The organism is Burkholderia sp. Ax-1719 (genome assembly GCF_011753055.1).
Classification (GTDB): Bacteria; Pseudomonadota; Gammaproteobacteria; order Burkholderiales; family Burkholderiaceae; genus Paraburkholderia.
This window is the reverse complement of record NZ_VWWJ01000003.1, coordinates 411,842-430,076: the sequence shown is the minus strand read 5'-3', so window position 1 is coordinate 430,076 and position 18,235 is coordinate 411,842. Positions and strand designations below refer to the sequence as shown.

The window sequence follows — 18,235 nt, the reverse complement described above, 5'->3', positions numbered from 1 at the left end:
GTGCCTCGAATCTCGTCATGCGTTGGATGGGGTGTCGTCTCTGGCGTCGTCGGACCGGCTGTCTTTCGTTGCGCGGCCGCCGCGTTCGGCGAGCTTGTCGTCGTAACGTTCGCGCGCCTCGCGCACGGCAGCGCGCGGCGAAACCTCGGGCACCGCGACTTCCCACCACCAGCCGCCGTCCTCGGTCGTGCGCGCCGGATCCGTGTCGATGCTGATGAGGTAGGTGCGGGAAGCCGCGCGGGCGCGTTGCAGCGCCGCTTCGAGTTCCGCGACATTGGCGACGTGCTCGGCCTGCGCGCCCAGCGAGCGTGCGTGCGACGCGAAGTCGATGCGCGGCGCGCCCAGCGGTCCTTGCGCGCAATCGTCGAAGAGATTGTTGAACGGCGCGCTGCCACAGGCCTGCTGCAAGCGGTTGATGCAGCCGTAACCGCGATTGTCGAGCACCACGATGATGAGCTTCGCGCCCAGCATCACCGAAGTGGCGATCTCGCTGTTCATCATCAGATAGCTGCCGTCGCCCACCATCACGATCACTTCGCGTTCGGGCCGCGCAAGCTTCGCCCCCAGGCCGCCCGCGATCTCGTAGCCCATGCACGAGTAGCCATATTCGACGTGATACGCGCCCGGCTGGCCCGCGCGCCAGAGCTTGTGCAACTCGGCGGGGAGGGTGCCGGCCGCGCACACGACGATATCTTCGGTATACGAACGGCTCGACGAGCGTTGCACGGCGCCGATCACATCGGCGTCGTACGGCAGGCAATTGCGTTCCTGCGGTGCGTGCGTCAGGCGCTCCACGCTGGTGCGCCAGTCGTTGGCCTGATGCAGTGCGTTCGCGCTCCAGTCGGCTTCGGCGCGCCAGTTGACCAGCGCTTCGTCGAGCGCCGCGAGCGCGAGCTTCGCATCGGCCTGGACCGCGATGCTGTTGAGCTTGAGCGTGTCGAAGCCGTTGGCGTTGATGCTGACCATGCGCGCATTCGCAAATAACGAGTTCGAGCCGGTGGTGAAATCCTGCAGACGTGTGCCCACGGCGAGCACGCAATCGGCCGCGCTGGCGAGTGCGTTAGCGGCGGGCGAGCCCGTCACGCCGATGGCGCCCGCGTTGAGCGGATCGTCCCATGCAAGCGAGCCTTTGCCTGCCTGCGTCTCCACCACGGGAATGCCGTGCGCGGCGGCGAACGCCTGCAATTGCGGCGCGGCGCGCGAGTAGAGCACGCCGCCGCCCGCGACGATCAGCGGACGCTTTGCGCGCAGCAGTTGCGTAACGGCGGCGTCGATTTCGGTTTGCACCGGCGCGGGCGCGTGGAACGTGACGAGGCGCGGCGTGAAGAAACTCGCCGGATAGTCCCAGGCCATCGTCTGCACGTCCTGCGGCAGCGCCAGCGTGACGGGGCCGCACAGCGCCGCATCGGTGAGCACGCGCAGTGCGCGCGGCAGGGCATTGAGCAACTGTGCTGGATGGACGATGCGGTCGAAGTAGCGCGAGACTGGCTTGAGCGCGTCATTGGCCGATAATCCGCCATCCTGAAGGTCTTCGATCTGCTGGAGCACGGGATCCGGCTCGCGCGACACGAAGATATCGCCGGGCAGCAGCAGGACCGGCAAACGGTTCACGTGCGCGAGCGCCGCGGCTGTGACGAGATTCGTCGCGCCAGGCCCGATGGAGGTGGTGACCGCCATCATGCGGTGGCGGAAGTGCGCTTTCGCGTAGGCGATTGCGCTGTGCGCCATGGCCTGCTCGTTGTGCGCGCGCAGCGTCGGCAGTTCATGGCGATACTGATAGAGCGCTTCGCCCAGGCCCGCCACGTTGCCGTGCCCGAAGATCGCGAACACGCCGCCGAACAGTGGCTCGGTGCGGCCCGAGCCGTCCTCGCAGGCGACGCGCTGGGCCGCCAGATAACGCACCAGCGCTTGCGCAGCGGTCAGGCGCACAGTCGCGCCCGGCGTCTGTTCCTGGGCCTGTTCGTGACCCGCACCGGCGATGGGAGCAATGCGTTGATTCATGCCGCTTTCTCCTCATGCGCGATGTGACCTTGCGCCTGGCCATGAGCCGTACTGCGCGCCGAACGCCATGCCGCAATCAGCGTTTCGAACGCGCGACGCACGCGGGCGATCACTTCCTTGTCGTCGATTTCGCCCTTGAGCCAGGCGAAGCTCGGCTCGTAGAAAATCGTGCGGCCGACCGTGAAGCCACGGCATGTTTGCGACGCGGCAGCCGCGGCAAAGCCGCCCATGAGCTGCTCCATCGGCGCGGAAAGCCCCAGCAGCACCACGCCGCGGCAATGCGGATCGCGCTCCGCGATCAGCGCGTCGATCTCGCGCCACTGCGCCGCGTCCACCGGTTCGAGCTTCCACCACTCGGGATAGAGACCGATGTTGTAGAGCCGCTTGAGTGCGCGATAGATCGTGTCGGGCGCGTTGGGCTTGCCGTTGAGCTTCGGCGGAATCACTTCGAGCAGCAGCTCGTGGCCGCTCGCCTGCACGGCGTCGTAGAGCGCGCGCAGTTGCGCTTCCTGTTCGAGTCGCTGCTCGATGGGTTCATCGGGATGGAACTGCACGAGGCACTTGACCGTGTGGCCGATCGGCCAGGCGGCGAGCGTGGTGCCGATCGAGCGGCCATGATCGAACACCAGCGGCACCGAACCGGGCAGTTCCACCGGACGGCCGATCCACCAGTCGCGCCCGGTCGCTGCATTGAGCGCATCCTGGCCGTAACGGTCGTCGATCAGCACGCCGATCTTGCCCTGCAGACCGAGCGCGCTTTCCGTTTGCGCGACGGCTTCCACGAACAGATTCTTCAGGTACGAGATGCGCGTTTCGCTCGCGCCCGTTTGCTGGGCCAGATCGAAGAACTGGTTGCGATGATCGAAGGCGAAGCCGAGCACTTCGTCGTACTGCTTGCGCGCGGGCGTGACGCGATGCAGGCGCGCAAGCGTGGCGTCGCGGTCGGGACGGCGCATGCGTGCCGGGTCCGCCTGCGCTTCGCTCAGGAAGTAGTCGAGTTCCGCGGGCGTGGGCATGGCGGGCGCGCAGCCGTGACGCGAGACCACCAGCGCGCCGCAGGCATTGGCCGAACGCGCGCAGTCTTCCAGCGGCGCGTCGCGCAGCCAGCCCGACAGAAAGCCCGAGGCAAACGCGTCGCCCGCGCCCAGTACGTTGAGCACTTCGACTTCAACGCCGCGCTGCATCGGCAGATCGTCGAGCGAGGCGGGCACCGCGCCCTCGACGATCTGGCAGCCAAGCGGGCCGCGCTTGACTAGCAGCGTTGCGCCCGTGACTTTGCGCACGTTATTGAGCGCAGCGACCAGATCGTCCTGACCGCCTGCGATGCGGAATTCTTCCTCCGTGCCGATCACCAGATCGAACTGCGGCAGGATGCGCTGCAGATGCTCGCTCACGCCCGCGCTGGCGACAAAGCGCGTTTCGCCGTCGGCCTTGCCGGTAAGACCCCACAGCACCGGGCGATAGTCGATATCGAGCACCGTGCGCACGTTGTTGCGGCGCGCGTATTCCAGCGCCTTGAGGCTGGTGCGATTGACCTGTTCGGTGGAGAAGTGGGTGCCGGTGATCAAGAGCGCCTTCGACGAAGCAATGAACGCTTCATCGAAATCGGCGGGATCGACAGCCATATCGGCGCAATTCTCGCGATAGAAGATCAGCGGGAAGGTGTCGCGGTCCTTGATGCCCAGCAGCACGAGCGCGGTGAGGCGGTCGTGATCGATGCGAATGTGACGGGTATCGCAGCCTTCTTTCGCGAGCGTTTCGGTGAGAAAGCGACCCATGTGGTCGTCGCCGACGCGCGTGAGCATGGCCGATTTCAGCCCGAGCCGCGCGCAGCCAAACGCGATATTCGCCGACGAGCCGCCCAGATACTTCGAGAACGTGGACACGTCTTCCAGCCGCGCGCCCACCTGCTGCGCGTAGAGATCGACGCCCAGGCGCCCCAGGCAGACGATGTCGCGGCTGCGCCCGGACGCGAAGCGGGACGACGGGTTCGTGACAGAGCTAGTCATGTGCATTCCTGATGAATTCGGTATCAGATGGTGGCGCCGTCGAGTTCGGCGATCATCTTCTGCATTTCCGCGCCGCCCGCCATCATGTCGAGGACTTCGTTCTTGGTGATCGTGTCCTTCGTATAGGTGCCGAGCGAGCGCCCGCGATTGAGCAGCGTGAACGAATCGCCGATCGGGTAGGCGTGGTGGACATTGTGGGTGATGAAGATCACCGAAATGCCCTTGGCGCGCGCCGCATGGATCAGCTTGAGGACGTTGAAGCTCTGCTTGACGCCGAGTGCCGCGGTCGGCTCGTCCAGAATCAGCACGCGCGCGCCGAAGTGAATCGCCCGTGCAATCGCCAGGCACTGGCGCTCGCCGCCCGACATCGTGCCGATGGCCTGGTGCGGATCGCGCACATGAATGCCCATTTCGGCCAGACGATCCTTGGCGATGGTTGCGCTCGCATCGAGATCCATCACGTTGATGAAGCCGAACAACTTTTTCTGCGGCTCGCGGCCCATGAAGAAGTTGCGCGCCACGGAGAGCAGCGGCACTAGCGCGAGATCCTGATACACCGTTGCAATGCCCAGATCGAGCGCATCTTTCGGCGATTCGAAACGCACTGGCTTGCCGTCGACGTAGTACTCACCGGTGGTGGGCGCATGCACGCCCGCAAGCGTCTTGATGAGCGTGGACTTGCCCGCGCCGTTGTCGCCGAGCAGACAGTGCACTTCGCCGCGGCGCAGTTTCAGCGTGACGCCGTTGAGCGCGATGACCTTGCCGAAGTGCTTGCTGACGTTGTCGAGCGCGAGAATGTAGTCCGCGTTCGCAGCCGTCGTTTGAGTGGTATCCGACATGTTGGCCTCCGGCTTACGATTGCGCGACGCGGCGGCGCACATAGTGGTTGAACAGCACGGCGACCAGCAGCATGCCGCCGAGGAACACGCGGAACCAGTCCGAATCGATATTCGTGTACGTGATGCCGATCTGCACCACGCCGAAGATCAGCGCGCCAAACGCTGCGCCAATCACCGATCCATAACCGCCCGTGAGCAGCGAGCCGCCGATCACCGCGGCGATGATCGCTTCGAATTCCTTCTGCAGGCCACGGTCGGCAGCGGCCGAACCGATATCGCACACCTGCAGCACCGCAAACAGGCACGAGCAGAACGCGGTCAGCATGAAGAGCGAGATCTTGACGCGCTTGACCGGCACGCCCACGTTCTTGGCGGCGTTCGCATCGCCGCCCACGGCGAAGATCCAGTTGCCGTAGCGCGTCTTCGCCAGCGTGAAAGCGCCGATGATCACGAGCGCGATCCACCACAGAATCACCTTGGGGATGCCGGGGACGAGCGGCTGACCGTTATCCAGCATCTTGCCGATGCCGATATGCGCCAGACCAACGAACAGGCCCTTGAACGCGGTGCCATGGAACAGCAGGTTGGTGATGAAGTCCGCTTTGGCGACGTCGCCCACACCGGACACGATGGTGCGGTCGGCGAACATGATCGAGAGGGCGAGCGTCAGACCGCGCAGGATGAACAGGAACGCAAGCGTGACGATGAACGAGGGCAGCCGCGTGCGCATCACGAGGTAGCCGTTGAGCGCGCCGAGAGCCGTGCAGCCCACGAACGCAAACAGGATCGACAGCGCAATCGGCCAGTGGAAATACATCGTGGGGATGGCGACCATCATGCCCGCGAAGCCGATCATCGAGCCGATGGAAAGATCGAACTCGCCGGCAATCATCAACAGACATGCGCCAACGGCAAGGATACCTAAATAAGCAGCAACTTGAGACCAGTTCATTACGCCGTCGAGGTCGAACATCCCGGACCCGCCTGCGCCAATCGCGAACACGGCGAACACGAGCACGGTTCCCGAAATCGCGGCGAATTCCGGTCGGCCGAGCAGATGACCGAACCACGATTCATGGCGCACGCGTTCGTCGCCTGCGGCCGCGGCGTTGGCCGCGGGCGGCGTGGCGGCGTCGCTGCCGTCCGGTGCGTGCGAGGGAAAGTGTTTGCCGGCTACACCCATGATGTCTCCTATCTACCCGAGTCTGTGCTGGATGACATGACCCGGTAATTAGACGCGCGGCAGAGTCGCGCCGCCGCGCGTGACTGACGAAAAGAACCGATAGATCAGCGGTACTGACCCGCGTACTTCACGACCTTGTCCAGATTCTCCTTGGTGATGAAGCCCGGACCCGAGCGGATGTTCTTCGGGCCGTAGGACGGTTGCAGGCCATAGGTATCGAGGCGCTGCTTGAACTTCGGATTGGCTTCCAGAATCTGGCGGATCTTGGCCGGATCGGTGGTGTGATCCTTCTTCACGATCGCCAGCACCGCCACCGGGATATAGCCCTGCAGGTACGGCTGCTGGTCGATGGCGAACTGGATCGTGCCGGCGCGGATGGCCTTGGCGATTTCATCCGAGAAGTCGAAGGTGCAGAAGTAGATCTTGCCCGCGAGGCCCATCTGCTGGACCGCCTTGAGCGTGGCCGCCGCCGGCACGGGGCCGAGCGTGAGGATCGCGCCGGTGTTCGGGTGGTTGCGCAGGAAGGCGCTGACCTTCGACTGGATTTCCGTCGGGTCCTGGCCCGAGTCGATCGTCGAGGTCTTGTAGTCCACGCCAATCGCATCGGCGAAACCACGGCAGCGATCGAACGACACTGTGTTGGTGGCGATGTGGTTCACGCACAGGAACGACTTCACGCCCGCTGCCTTGGCCTTTTCGCCAGCGGCGTGGCCCGCCACGTATTCGGGCTGGCCCACGTGCATGATCGCGCCGAGCTGTTCGCTTTGTTCCTCGGTGCCGGAATTGATGGTGACGAGCGGGATCTTCTTGGCCGTGACCTTGCCGATCGAGCTCTTGAGCACGTCAAAGTCGGCAATGGTGGTGATGACGCCGTCGTAATTGCGCGCGGCCGCCTGTTCGATCAGGCGCGCCATGTCGGCGATGTCGCCGTTGGGCGGATTGCGGTAGTCGGTTTCGACGTTGAAGTCTTCGTCGGCCTGTTTGATGGCGTTCTTGATCACGTTCCACCACGAGTCCGAATCCGGCGCATGGCTGATCAGGACGAAGTGCGCGTCGGCGGCCTGCGCCGATTGTGCGGTCATGACGGTCAAACCCGCGCTCAAGCCGGTCACACCAACTGCCAGCGTGATTGCCGCAGCCAGCCTTCGGAGCATGGTCTTGCCCTTGCGTTGCGTCATTGTCTCCACCTTTCTCGGTCTGTCGTTCGTTTTTGGGGTGAGCCCCGCGAGCGAATTCTCCGGCGCTCATCGACAAGATTAGGCGATCGTCCAAGCGCTTGCAACAGAAATTTCATTGCAAATAAAAATGGAAAATCTGTTCCAATCTGATGGCGCGCTGCCTATAATCGGCTCCGTTAGCCTTCGCCCGAACGCCCGCCCAGCAAGGGTTTGCGGCAGTGCGGCAAATGGCAGGAAAAAAGCAGGGAAAACGATCATGGCGGATGAAACCAGCGACGCTGTAGCAGGCGTAGACGAATTGATGCAGCGCATCGCACACGAGTACGAAGCGTTGCCGAGGCAGCTCAAAAGCATCGCGACGTATATCGAACAGAACCGCGCGAGCGTGATGATGGATCGCACCAGCGACATCGCCGCGAGTTGCGGCGTGCATCCGTCGGCGGTGGTGCGCTTTGCGCAGCGCTTCGGCTTTTCGGGTTTTTCCGATCTGCAGGCGGTGTTCCGCCAGGCGTATGCGGGCCAGGGCGTATCGGCCACGAGCTATCAGCAGCGCATTCGCCAGTTGATCGACGCCAAGGACGGCGAGGCCAGCCCGGAACTGGGCGGCACGGTGGCGCGCGAATTCATCGGCGCGTGCCGCAGCGGCCTGGACGAACTGGAAGCGGGCCTCGACGACGCGCAATTCGACGCCGCCGTGCAGATGCTCGAACACGCCGACAACATTTACGTGATCGGCGTGCGCCGCTCGTTTCCGGTGGCGAGCTACATCGTCTATGCGCTGCAGCACACGCGCAAACGCGTGCATCTGATCTCGGGCCTCGGCGGCATGTATCACGAGCAGATCCGCAGCGTGAAGAAGGGCGACGTGGTGGTCGCCATCAGCTTCGCGCCCTACGGCAAGGAAACGCAGTACTGCCTGCGCGCGGCGCAGCAGCATCAGGCAAAGACGCTCGTCATCACCGATAGCCAGCTTTCGCCACTCGCGCGTCACGCCGACGCGCAACTCTATGTGAAAGAGGGGAGCGCGTTTGCGTTCCGTTCGCTGACCAGCACGTTCTGCCTGTGCCAGGCGCTGTTCGTGGCGCTCGCCTACCGGCTCGAACTCAACGTAGAAGAATCGACCGATCCTGGAGGATACGATGACTGATGGAAAGACGCTGAACGTCGCGGTATTTGGCGCGGGCCGTATTGGCCGCATTCACGCGGCAAATCTCGCGCGCCAGCCCGGCGTGCGTCTGAAGTACGTGATCGACGTGAATCGCGAGGCGGCTGCCGCGCTCGCGGCGCAGCACGGCGCGCAGGTGAGCGATATCGACAGCGCATTCGGCGATGCCGAAATCGACGCCACGGTGATCTGCTCGTCAACCGATACGCATTCCGAACTGATCTTGAAGTCGGCGGCGGCGGGCAAGCATATCTTCTGCGAAAAGCCTGTCGATCTCGCGATCGGCCGCGCGCGCGAGTGCGCCGAAGCGGTCGAGCGTGCGGGCGTGGTGGCGATGATCGGCTTTCAGCGTCGCTACGATCCCACCTTCGCGGCGCTCAAGACGCGTCTGGATGCGGGCGAAATCGGCACGCCGGAAATGCTGATCGTGACGAGCCGCGATCCGGGCGCGCCGCCGGTCGAGTACATCAAGCATTCGGGCGGCATCTTCAAGGACATGCTGATTCACGACTTCGACATCTTCCGCTGGATTCTCGACGATGAAGCCGAAAGCGTGCATGCCACGGGCAGTTGCCTGTCCGATCCGGCGATTGCCGATGCGGGCGATATCGATTCCACGGCCGTGACGATTCGCACGAAGCGCGGGCGTCTTTGCCAGATCAACACGGCGCGCCGCGCGGCCTACGGTTACGACCAGCGCTTTGAGATTCTTGGCAGCGAAGGCATGCTGCAGGCCGGCAACATCAAGCCGACCGAAGTGGTCGCATGGTCGAAGATCGCAGTGGCGCAGGACGTGCCGGAAGCGTTTTTCCTGGAGCGCTATCGCGCCGCGTATGCGCGCGAAATGGCGCACTTCTACGAGGCGGTCACGCAGGGCGTGCCGGTGCGCACGAGTGTCGCCGATGGCCTGAAGGCGCTCGAACTGGCCGAGGCGGCGGCGCTGTCGTGGCGCGAAGGGCGCGTGGTGAAGCTGGGCGGTTGAGTCGAAGAGGATATCGGCGTCGCTTTTCTGAAAGCGACGCCCTTTGTATACGCAGGATTCCGAATCAAACACGAAAGGAGACGGACCATGCAATCAAGCGATCGTGCCCGGCCATTGCGCGTGGGTGTGGTGGGGCTCGGACGGCTGGGGCGGCGGCACGCGCAGAATCTGGCGTACCGTGTGCCCGGTGCAACACTGGCGGCGGCGTGCAGCCCGCTCGAAGACGATCTGGCATGGGCACGCTCGGCGCTGCCCGAAACGCGTCTCTATAACGACTACACCCAACTGCTCGCCGACGATACGCTCGACGCCGTGTGGCTGGTGACGCCTTCGTCGTTGCACGCGCAACAGATTGTCGATGCCTTGCACGCGGGCAAGCACGTCTTCTGCGAAAAGCCACTGTCGCTCGATGTGGCCGAATGCGAGCGCGTGGTCGAAGAATCGCGGCGCTTTCCGGGCCAGCAGGTGACCATCGGTTTCATGCGCCGTTTCGATCCGAGTTACCACGATGCCTTCGAGAAAGTACGCGCGGGCAAGATCGGCAGGCCGTTTCTGGTGCGCTCGCAGAACTGCGATCTCAACGATCCCGACGGCTTTTTCGTGCGTTTCGCGCCGACCTCGGGCGGCATCTTCCTCGACTGCACCGTGCACGATATCGACGTGGCGCGCTGGCTGCTGGGCAAGCCGCGCGCCACGCGCGTGTTTGCGGCGGGCGCGGTGGCGCTGCACGAAGGGCTGCGTGAATTCGGCGACGTCGACAACGGCGTGGCGATCTGCGAATTCGAGGGCGGCAAGCTGGCGATGTTCTACGCCTCGCGCACCATGGCGCACGGCAACGATGCGTCGAGCGAGGTGATCGGCACGGCGGGCGCGCTGGCCATCGGCCGGGTGCCGCGCATGAATCGCGTGGAGATCTACGACGCCCACGGCGCGCGCAGCGAATGCACGCCGACCTTCTTCGAGCGTTTCGAGGAAGCGTTCCTGATCGAGGCGCAGGCTTTCGTCGCGGCGGTGCGCGCGCGGCTGAACGGCGCGGCAGCCGAAGCGGGGCAGGGGGCGAGCCTGGAAGACGCGCTGGAGGCGACGCGGATCGGCTATGCGTTGCGAGAATCGCTGCAGACGGGGCAGGCGGTCACGCTTTAAGGCTGACGGGGCGTGTGAAGGGAGCGCGCGGGATCGAGGCAAGCGGGGCGCGGCGTGGCTGCGGTAAAATCGCTGTTATCTGACGTACCGAACAGATGCACAGCGCCGCCACGCTTCGTGAAGCCACACGATCGACGGCGCGCCACCGAAGGATCCAACCCCGATGCAGATTCAGGTTCACAAGGAAGTGGATGCGCGCGGGCTGACTTGCCCGCTGCCGATCCTGCGCGCCAAGAAGGCGCTGGCCGATATGGAAAGCGGCCAGATACTCAAGGTTCTCGCCACCGATCCCGGCTCGCAGCGCGATTTCGCGGCGTTCGCAAAACAGACCGGCAACGAGATCGTCGAGAGCACCCAGCAGGACAAGACGTTCGTGTTTCTGATGCGCCGCCGCTGAAGCGATTCGACGCCGGATTTCACCCCGGTTTTTGAATTCAAGAATTCGCAGCGCATGAAAAAGCCCGCAATTTTACAATTGCGGGCTTTTTTCGTTACGGAAGCTAAACGGCGTCTTTAGCCTTCCAGCACCGGGTTGCGCGTACGCAGATATTCCTGGAAGTCGTCGGCGACTTCCGGGTGGCGCAGCGCGAATTCCACCGTCGCCTTGAGGTAGCCGAGCTTGCTGCCGCAGTCGAAACGCGTACCGTGATACTTGTACGCCAGCACCTGTTCATCGGCGAGCAGCGACTGGATCGCGTCCGTGAGCTGCAGTTCGCCGCCCGCGCCCGGCTTGAGCGCGCGCAGGTGGTCGAAAATACGCGGCTTCAGCACATAGCGGCCCACCACGCCCAGATTCGACGGCGCGACTTCCGGCGCCGGCTTTTCGACGATGCCGGACAGTTTGACGATCGAGTCTTCCCACTCCTTGCCGTCGACGATGCCGTACGAGCGCGTTTCCGAAGGCGGAATCTCTTCCACGCCCAGCACCGAGCTATGGTAGTGGTCGAACACCTCGACCATCTGCTTCATCACGGGCGGCGTGCCGTACAGCAGGTCGTCCGCGAGGATGACGGCGAACGGGTTGTCGCCCACCAGCTTTTCCGCGCACAGGACCGCGTGGCCGAGGCCCAGCGCTTCCGGCTGGCGCACGTAGAAGCAGTCCACGTTGTTCGGCTTGATGTTGCGGACCAGCTCGAGCAGCTTTGCCTTGCCGCGTGCTTCGAGTTCGGCCTCGATCTCGTAGGACTTGTCGAAGTGGTCCTCGATCGCGCGCTTGCTGCGGCCCGTCACGAAAATCATCTCCGTGATGCCCGCCGCCACGGCCTCTTCCACCGCGTACTGGATCAGCGGCTTGTCGACGACCGGCAGCATTTCCTTCGGGCTGGCCTTCGTTGCCGGAAGGAAGCGCGTGCCGAGGCCCGCCACCGGGAATACCGCTTTGGTAACTTTTAGCATGTCTGTTGTCCTGGTCCTCTTGGGGTCTGGCGCCGCGCGCGCCGCCAGACCTCACCTTAGCCGATTCAGGCAGGCAGCCGCGCGAGTTGCGCGGCGAGCTTGCCCAGCGTTGCCTGGAATTCTGCCAGTCGTTTCTGCTCTTGTTCAACCACAGCAGGCGGCGCTTTTGCTACAAAACTGTCATTTCCCAGCTTTGCGTTGCACTTTGTCACTTCATTTGACAGACGCGCGATTTCCTTCGAGAGGCGTTCGCGTTCGGCTGCGACGTCGATTTCGACCTTCAGCACGAGCTTGTCCGTCCCTACGATAGCAACCGGCGCGCCCGCCGAGGCCGCGTCGAGCGCCGCTTCGTCGGCGATAACCTGCACTTCCGAGAGCTTCGCCAGCGCCTTTGCATAGGGCGCGAACGAGGTGAGGCGCTCGGCGTTGCCCGTGACCAGCAGCGGCACTTTGGTTGCGGGCGAGAGGTTCATCTCGCCGCGCAGGTTGCGGCACGCATCGATCACGGCCTTCAGGTCGTTAGCCCACTGTTCGGCAGCTTCGTCGATCTTCTTCTGTTCGGCGACCGGGTAGGCCTGCGTCATGATCGACACTTCGCCTTCGGTCTTGCCTGCGGGGTAAGCGTCGGTCAGCGGCGCCACCTTTTGCCACAGCGCTTCGGTGATGAACGGAATCACCGGGTGCGCGAGGCGCAGGACGGTTTCCAGCACGCGCAGCAGCGTGCGGCGCGTGGCGCGCTGCTGCTCCGGCGTACCGGTCTGGATCTGTACCTTCGCCAGTTCCAGATACCAGTCACAGTATTCATCCCAGACGAACTTGTAAATGGCATTGGCCACATTGTCGAAGCGATAGTCGGCAAATCCCTTGGCGACGTCGGCTTCCACGCGCTGGAGCTGCGAGACGATCCAGCGGTCGGCCTGCGAAAAGTCCGTGTAGCCGCCCGGGCCGCAATCGCCCGGCTGGCAGTCACCCGGCTTCGAGAAGCCGCAATCGTGGCCTTCGCAGTTCATCAGCACGAAACGGGTGGCGTTCCAGAGCTTGTTGCAGAAGTTGCGATAGCCTTCGCAGCGCGCGAGGTCGAAGTTGACGTTGCGGCCGAGCGTGGCCATCGACGCCATCGTGAAGCGCAGCGCGTCGGTGCCGAACGCGGGGATGCCGTCCGGGAATTCCTTGCGCGTCTTCTTTTCGATGGTGGCGGCTTGCTTCGGGTTCATCAGGCCCGTGGTGCGCTTGCCGACCAGCGTTTCCAGGTCGATGCCGTCGACGATGTCGATCGGGTCGAGCGTGTTGCCCTTGCTCTTCGACATCTTCTGGCCTTCGGCGTCGCGCACGAGGCCGTGCACGTAGACCGTCTCGAACGGCACCTGACCGGTGAAGTGCGTGGTCATCATGACCATGCGCGCCACCCAGAAGAAGATGATGTCGAAGCCAGTCACCAGCACGGAAGAGGGCAGGAACGCCTCCAGTTCCGGCGTCTTTTCGGGCCAGCCGAGCGACGAGAACGGCACCAGCGCCGACGAGAACCACGTGTCGAGCACGTCTTCGTCGCGCTTGAGCGCGCCGGTGTAGCCTGCGGCGTCGGCCTTGGCGCGCGCTTCTTCCTCGCTCTTCGCGACGAAGATTTCGCCGTTTTCGCCGTACCACGCCGGGATCTGGTGGCCCCACCACAGCTGGCGCGAGATACACCAGTCCTGGATGTTTTCCAGCCACTGGTAATACGTGGTGGTCCAGTTTTCCGGCACGAACTTGATCTGGCCGTTGCGCACCACGTCGAGCGAAGTTTCGGTGATCGACTTGCCCGGGTTGAAGGTGCCTTCCGGCGCCGGCTTGCTCATCGCCACGAACCACTGGTCGGTCAGCATCGGCTCGATCACGACGCCCGTGCGGTCGCCGCGCGGCACCATCAGCTTGTGCGGCTGCACCGAATCCAGCAGGCCGATCGCTTCGAAGTCGGCCACCACCTGCTTGCGCGCCTCGAAACGATCCAGGCCGCGGTACTTTTCAGGCGCGTTGTCGTTGACCTTGGCGTCGAGCGTCAGGATCTCGATCATCGGCAGGCCGTGGCGCTGGCCGACCGCATAGTCGTTGAAGTCGTGCGCCGGCGTGACCTTGACCACACCCGTGCCGAACTCGCGGTCGACATATTCGTCGGCGATGATGGGGATCTCTCGGTCCGTCAGCGGCAGCTTGACCATCTTGCCGATCAGGTGCGCGTAACGCTCGTCTTCCGGATGCACCATCACGGCGGTGTCGCCAAGCATGGTTTCCGGGCGCGTCGTGGCGACCGTCAGGTGGCCGGAGCCGTCAGCGAGCGGGTAGCGCAGATGCCAGAGATTGCCGGCTTCTTCTTCGCTCACCACTTCGAGATCGGAGACGGCGGTGCCCAGCACCGGGTCCCAGTTCACGAGGCGCTTGCCGCGATAGATCAGGCCCTGATCGTAGAGACGCACGAACACATCGCGCACGGCGGTCGACATCTTGTCGTCCATCGTGAAGTATTCGCGCGACCAGTCGATCGACGCGCCCAGACGGCGCACCTGGCCCGTGATGGTCGAGCCGGACTGCTGCTTCCATTCCCACACGCGTTCGACGAACTTTTCGCGGCCGAGGTCGTGGCGCGAGACTTTCTGCGCGTCGAGCTGGCGCTCCACCACGATCTGCGTGGCGATACCGGCGTGGTCGGTGCCCGGCACCCACAGCGTGTTTTCGCCGAGCATGCGGTGATAGCGCGTGAGGCCGTCCATGATCGTCTGGTTGAACGCATGGCCCATGTGCAGCGTGCCGGTGACGTTGGGCGGCGGCAACTGGATCGAGAAGTTCTTGCGGCCGGGCTCGAAGGTCGCGGCGGCGTAGCCTCGACGCTCCCATTCCGGGCCCCAGTGGGCCTCGATGGTCTGGGGCTCGAAGCTTTTCGCTAGCGTGCTGTCGCTCATGGGTGGAATCTGCCGAAAAAAGGATGCGTAAAACGTTCGATTATAAGGGGTAGCGAGGGGTGTCGCGGCGCGCTTCCCTCGTGCGTCCCTGTATACAGGCGCGTGCATGCCCTTGTCAGCCGTGACGCCATCGCCATTTATAATGGCGCACTAATCTGAATTCCGCCGCCCCATGCCAGAACTGCTCGCCAATCTGAACCCCGAACAACACGCCGCCGTCACGTTGCCCAACGAACCGGCACTCATTCTGGCCGGGGCCGGCAGCGGCAAGACGCGCGTGCTGATCACGCGCATCGCGTGGCTGATCCAGCAGGGCCTCGCGTCGCCGATGACGATCCTCGCCGTGACCTTCACGAACAAGGCCGCGCGCGAAATGACGGCGCGCCTGCAGGCGATGATGCCCATCGACACGCGCGGCATGTGGATCGGCACCTTCCACGGGCTGTGCAACCGCATGCTCCGCGCGCATTTCCGCGACGCCGGCCTGCCGCAGACGTTCCAGATTCTCGACACCGCCGACCAGCTTTCGGCCATCAAGCGTCTGATGAAGGGCCTGAACGTCGACGACGAAAAATACCCGGCGAAGAACCTCCAGTACTTCATCAACAACGCGAAGGAACAGGGGCTGCGTCCGAAGGACGTCGACGTCACGGACGACTTCAACCGCAAGTTCGTCGAGCTGTACGAGGCCTACGACCAGCAATGCCAGCGCGAAGGCGTGGTGGATTTCGCCGAACTGCTGCTGCGCTGCTACGAGCTGCTGGCCTATAACCCGCCGCTGCGTGCGCACTATCAGGCGCGCTTTCGCGACATCCTCGTCGACGAGTTTCAGGACACCAACAAGCTCCAGTACGCATGGCTCAAGCTGCTGGCGGGTCCGGGCAACGCGATCTTCGCGGTGGGCGACGACGACCAGTCGATCTACGCGTTCCGCGGCGCGAACGTGGGCAATATGCGCGATTTCGAGACCGAATTCCGCGTCAAGCACATGATCAAGCTGGAGCAGAACTACCGCTCGCATGGTCATATTCTCGATACCGCGAATCACCTGATTTCGCATAATTCGAGGCGTCTGGGCAAAAACCTGCGCACCGACGCGGGCCACGGCGAACCGGTGCGCGTCTACGAGGCGGCCACCGATTCGCAGGAAGCCGGTTTTATCGTCGAGGAAATTCGCGCGCTGATCGCGCAGGGTCTCGCGCGGCATGAAATCGCGATTCTGTATCGCAGCAATGCGCAGTCGCGCACGATCGAGCACACGCTCGTCAACGGCGGGATTCCGTACAAGGTGTATGGCGGTCTGCGCTTCTTCGAGCGTCAGGAAGTCAAGCACGCGCTCGCGTATCTGCGCCTGATCGACAACCCGAACGACGATACGGCGTTCTCGCGCGTGGTGAACTTCCCGGCGCGCGGCATCGGTGCGCGTTCGATCGAACAACTGGCGGACGCGGCGCGTCTGTACAACTGTTCGATGGCGGCGGCGATTCCCTATGTGACGGGCAAGGCGGGCACGACGCTCGGTTCGTTCGCCAATCTGGTCGCAAAAATGCGCGCCGAAACCGCGCAGATGAGCCTGCCGGAAACCGTCGAGTACACCGTGCGCATGAGCGGTCTCGCCGAGTTTTATCAGGGCGAGCGCGAAGGCCAGGATCGTCTGGAGAACTTGCAGGAACTGGTGAACGCGGCGACGGCGTTTGTGAGCGAGCAGGGCTACGGCCTCGATACGCCGGCGCGCTCGATTCCGCTGCGTCCCGGCGCGACGCGCGCGCCAGAGATCGTTTCGCAGGACGGCGAGATCGAAGTGCTCGACGCTGCCGCAATCACCGATCCGGCGCAAAACCCCGACGTCATGACGCCGCTGGCGGGCTTCCTCTCGCATGCCTCGCTGGAAGCGGGCGACAACCAGGCACAGGCGGGTCAGGACGCCGTGCAACTGATGACGGTGCACGCGGCCAAGGGTCTGGAGTTTTCGGCGGTCTTCATCACCGGTCTGGAAGAAGGCCTGTTCCCGCACGAAAACAGCGCGATGGAAACCGACGGCCTCGAAGAAGAACGCCGCCTGATGTATGTGGCGATCACGCGCGCCAAGGAACGGCTCTATCTGTCGTTCGCGCAAAGCCGCCTGTTGCACGGTCAGACGCGCTACAACGTGCGTTCGCGCTTCTTCGACGAACTGCCGGCGGAAACCCTCAAGTGGCTCACGCCGAAGGTCGAGGCGGGCGCACGCTGGGGCGGACGCGCCGATAACGCCGGCTGGGGCCGCGACTGGTTCTCGCGCGGCGGCAACGGCGGTGGTGAAGGGAAAAGCGGTGGCGGTTCGCGCGATCGCGACGCCTATGTCGCCGATAAAACCCCGCTGCCGAATTTCGCCAACGAACAGCGCGCCGCCGAAGCGGGCTTCCGCGTGGGACAGGACGTGTTCCACACCAAGTTCGGCGAAGGCAAGATCACGGCGCTCGAAGGCAGCGGCACCGACGCCAAGGCGCAGGTGCGCTTCAAGCGCCACGGCGAAAAGTGGCTCGCGCTGGCGGTGGCGAAGCTGCAGGCGGTCGATTAAGACCACGCCACCAGTCGCTAGTAGTCGCCAGCATTCAAACGGGGATTTCGAAGATGAACAGCACCACGCGCCGGCTCGGCGTGCTCGCGGCCTTGCCGCAGGAACTCGGCGACCTGATCGCGGCCATGCAGGCCGAATCAGGCGTCGAAACGCGCACCTTCGGCCAGCGCGATTACCACCTCGGCACGGTGCACGGCGTGCCCTGCGTCGTGACGCTGGCGCGTGTGGGCAAAGTGGCGGCGGCCGCGACGGCTAGCGCCCTGATTCACGTCTTCGATGTCGAGGCGATCGTCTTCACTGGCGTGGCGGGCGGCGTGGGCGAAAACGTCCATGTGGGCGATGTGGTGGTCGGCGAAACGCTGCTCCAGCACGACATGAACGCCGAGCCGCTGTTTCCGCGTCACGAGATTCCGTTGCTCGGCCGCGCGCGCTTCGCCGCCGATCGCGCGCTCACGGATGCACTGACCGTAGCCTGCGAGCGTTTTGTCGCCGAAGAGGGCGCGGCGCTGTCGGCGCACTTCAAGGGCGCGTTGCCGCGCCTCGAACACGCGCTGCCGGGCGTGCATCGCGGGCTCATCATCAGCGGCGATCAGTTCGTGGCGAGCGCGGCGGCGGTGAGCGCGCTGCGCGCTGCCTTGCCCGACGCGCTGGCCGTGGAAATGGAAGGCGCCGCGATCGCCCAGGTCTGCTACGAGTACGGCGTGCCGTGCGCCGTGGTGCGCACGATTTCCGATACCGCCGACGAGCACGCCAGCGTCTCGTTCTCGTCGTTCCTCGTCGATATCGCCGGGACGTATTCCACCGGCATCCTGCGCCGCTTCCTGGCCGCCTACGGCGCGCGCGCCTAAGC

General features: G+C 64.2%; 13 protein-coding genes. 6 read left to right on the top strand and 7 right to left on the bottom strand.

What is annotated here, in order from left to right:
• Positions 1-15: 15 nt before the first annotated feature.
• From iolD to F3J17_RS09355, 5 genes are all read right to left on the bottom strand, one after another.
• Positions 16-2,001, bottom strand: a complete 1,986-nt coding sequence (gene iolD / locus F3J17_RS09375) for a 3D-(3,5/4)-trihydroxycyclohexane-1,2-dione acylhydrolase (decyclizing) (RefSeq protein ID WP_167056516.1) — start codon at positions 1,999-2,001, stop codon at positions 16-18.
• The gene (gene iolC / locus F3J17_RS09370; protein WP_167056512.1) at positions 1,998-4,016 is read right to left on the bottom strand and encodes a 5-dehydro-2-deoxygluconokinase; all 2,019 of its coding nucleotides are present in this window, start codon (positions 4,014-4,016) and stop codon (positions 1,998-2,000) included. Before iolC ends, iolD begins: the two co-directional genes overlap by 4 nt.
• A gap of 17 nt (positions 4,017-4,033) precedes the next feature.
• Positions 4,034-4,849, bottom strand: a complete 816-nt coding sequence (locus F3J17_RS09365) for an ATP-binding cassette domain-containing protein (protein ID WP_167056508.1) — start codon at positions 4,847-4,849, stop codon at positions 4,034-4,036.
• A 13-nt stretch (positions 4,850-4,862) separates the two neighbouring features.
• On the bottom strand, positions 4,863-6,032 hold the full coding sequence (locus F3J17_RS09360; RefSeq protein ID WP_167056505.1) for an ABC transporter permease: 1,170 nt from the start codon (positions 6,030-6,032) through the stop codon (positions 4,863-4,865).
• 104 nt (positions 6,033-6,136) lie between these two features.
• Positions 6,137-7,210: a sugar ABC transporter substrate-binding protein gene (locus F3J17_RS09355; protein ID WP_167056502.1), complete on the bottom strand. Its 1,074-nt coding sequence runs from the start codon at positions 7,208-7,210 to the stop codon at positions 6,137-6,139.
• A gap of 256 nt (positions 7,211-7,466) precedes the next feature.
• On the opposite strand from F3J17_RS09355, the gene F3J17_RS09350 reads away from it, so the two are divergent.
• The 4 genes from F3J17_RS09350 (at position 7,467) to F3J17_RS09335 (ending at position 10,897) form a co-directional block, all read left to right on the top strand.
• Entirely contained in the window at positions 7,467-8,357 is an 891-nt protein-coding gene (locus F3J17_RS09350) for a MurR/RpiR family transcriptional regulator (RefSeq protein WP_167056499.1), read from the top strand.
• Complete coding sequence (iolG, locus tag F3J17_RS09345) at positions 8,350-9,357, top strand: inositol 2-dehydrogenase (protein ID WP_167056496.1); 1,008 nt, start codon at positions 8,350-8,352, stop codon at positions 9,355-9,357. The genes F3J17_RS09350 and iolG overlap by 8 nt, the downstream gene beginning before the upstream one ends.
• Before the next feature lie 87 nt (positions 9,358-9,444).
• Complete coding sequence (locus F3J17_RS09340; protein WP_167056494.1) at positions 9,445-10,500, top strand: Gfo/Idh/MocA family oxidoreductase; 1,056 nt, start codon at positions 9,445-9,447, stop codon at positions 10,498-10,500.
• Between the two features lie 169 nt (positions 10,501-10,669).
• A complete protein-coding gene (locus tag F3J17_RS09335; protein ID WP_167056668.1) occupies positions 10,670-10,897 on the top strand; it encodes a sulfurtransferase TusA family protein in 228 nt (75 codons plus the stop codon).
• 116 nt (positions 10,898-11,013) lie between these two features.
• On the opposite strand, the gene galU is transcribed toward F3J17_RS09335, so the two are convergent.
• Both galU and F3J17_RS09325 read right to left on the bottom strand, forming a co-directional pair.
• Positions 11,014-11,895: a UTP--glucose-1-phosphate uridylyltransferase GalU gene (gene galU / locus F3J17_RS09330; RefSeq protein WP_167056491.1), complete on the bottom strand. Its 882-nt coding sequence runs from the start codon at positions 11,893-11,895 to the stop codon at positions 11,014-11,016.
• A 65-nt stretch (positions 11,896-11,960) separates the two neighbouring features.
• On the bottom strand, positions 11,961-14,828 hold the full coding sequence (locus F3J17_RS09325; protein ID WP_167056488.1) for a valine--tRNA ligase: 2,868 nt from the start codon (positions 14,826-14,828) through the stop codon (positions 11,961-11,963).
• Positions 14,829-15,000: 172 nt separating this feature from the next.
• Here F3J17_RS09325 and F3J17_RS09320 point away from each other — a divergent pair, with 172 nt between their 5' ends.
• Together F3J17_RS09320 and F3J17_RS09315 are read left to right on the top strand one after the other, a co-directional pair.
• On the top strand, positions 15,001-17,385 hold the full coding sequence (locus F3J17_RS09320) for a UvrD-helicase domain-containing protein (protein WP_167056485.1): 2,385 nt from the start codon (positions 15,001-15,003) through the stop codon (positions 17,383-17,385).
• Between the two features lie 53 nt (positions 17,386-17,438).
• The gene (locus tag F3J17_RS09315) at positions 17,439-18,233 is read left to right on the top strand and encodes a 5'-methylthioadenosine/adenosylhomocysteine nucleosidase (protein ID WP_167056482.1); all 795 of its coding nucleotides are present in this window, start codon (positions 17,439-17,441) and stop codon (positions 18,231-18,233) included.
• The last annotated feature ends 2 nt before the right edge of the window (positions 18,234-18,235 follow it).